This is a genomic window from Streptomyces enissocaesilis (genome assembly GCF_039533765.1).
Classification (GTDB): domain Bacteria; phylum Actinomycetota; class Actinomycetes; order Streptomycetales; family Streptomycetaceae; genus Streptomyces; species Streptomyces enissocaesilis.
This window is the reverse complement of record NZ_BAAAUD010000072.1, coordinates 1-1,125: the sequence shown is the minus strand read 5'-3', so window position 1 is coordinate 1,125 and position 1,125 is coordinate 1. Positions and strand designations below refer to the sequence as shown.

The window sequence follows — 1,125 nt, the reverse complement described above, 5'->3', positions numbered from 1 at the left end:
GCGTTCAGGATCGCCCCGATGTCCTGCATCGTGACCTCGTGCTTCCCGAAGCGCTTGAACTGCTCCTCACCGAGCAGCAGCTTCAGCAGGCCGTCCACATCGTCGCCGTCGAGCCGGCGCAGCCCCTGTCTTCTCTCTTGTTACTCGTGCCACATTTCTCACCCCCGGCCTTTGCTTCAGCGGCTCTGGTGAGGCAGGCGTTCACCTCGACCTCCTTCTTGAGCGCCTCTTCCAGTCCTATGGGCGTTATGCAGTCTTCGGCCGCATCGAGTCCTTTGATACGACGTGCGTTGTAGGCTGCACGTTGTCCTGTCGGTATCTGCGCAACCCTGGGGGCGTGTATCTAGCTGTTTCGGATTTTTCGGCCCTTTTAGTTAGCGTTTGGATACTTTACGTTCCCCTGGGCATTGCGACACTGCTCTTTGTGTCGAACCAGATTCGCGATCGCAGGTTCAGGAGCAGGGGGACCGAAACCGGCGCTGTCCGCAAAAAGCGAATTCGGCGCGGCGGAAACGCGGTGGAGAACGTGAACTGCACGTACCGGCCGAATCCCCGGCTGGAGGTGTACCGGATGGTGAGCAGTCCGAAGCGGGCCCCGCGGTTGGGCGAGCGCTTCAAGGTGGTGTTCGCCCCCGAGAAGCCGACCTCGGCCGTGTCGGCGCAGTACCTCTACTCCTTCGAGTCCAGGATCGGCTCCGTCGTCCAGGGCGCGTTCGTCCTCGTGGCCGCCGTCGCCGTGCTCTTGCATACCGTGGTCAGCTGAAGAACCGCGCGAGTTCCTGGGGACTCATGGCCTCCGGCTCCGATCCGGACTCCTGCACCGGCTCTGCCTGCGCGGCGGGCACTGCCTTCTTGTCGCCCGGACGCGGTACCGGAACCGGCTGCTCCGGCGGCTCGGAGTCCTCGTCCGAGTGGACTGACGCGAACATCCAGTTCGCCGCCGCCAGGTGGTCGACCACCGCCGCCAGCAGGTAATCGGTGGTCGACCAGTCGGCTGCCTCACCGTCCGTCTCGCTCAGGAGGGCGCTGTCACGTGGCATGTGCTTGATCAGCACTGCGAGCCGGCGGGCCGTGAGCCGGCCGCGGTGCCAATCCAGCAGGTCCACGCCGTAGTGCCTCAGGAGG

2 protein-coding genes are annotated in these 1,125 nt (G+C 64.4%); one reads left to right on the top strand and one right to left on the bottom strand.

Translation table 11 applies throughout. The features are described from left to right. Window positions 1-571: 571 nt before the first annotated feature. Window positions 572-763 (top strand): hypothetical protein, encoded by a 192-nt coding sequence (locus ABD374_RS31560; protein ID WP_344500050.1) that lies wholly within the window; start codon window positions 572-574, stop codon window positions 761-763. On the opposite strand, the gene ABD374_RS31555 is transcribed toward ABD374_RS31560, so the two are convergent. Beyond that, on the bottom strand, window positions 756-1,106 hold the full coding sequence (locus ABD374_RS31555; protein WP_344500052.1) for a hypothetical protein: 351 nt from the start codon (window positions 1,104-1,106) through the stop codon (window positions 756-758). The two genes, ABD374_RS31560 and ABD374_RS31555, sit on opposite strands and share 8 nt — an antisense overlap. Window positions 1,107-1,125 lie beyond the last annotated feature (19 nt).

Coding starts and splice junctions, on each gene's coding strand:
- ABD374_RS31560 (WP_344500050.1), top strand. CDS start 572: ATGGTGAGCAGTCCGAAGCGGGCCCCGCGGTTGGGCGAGCGCTTCAAG.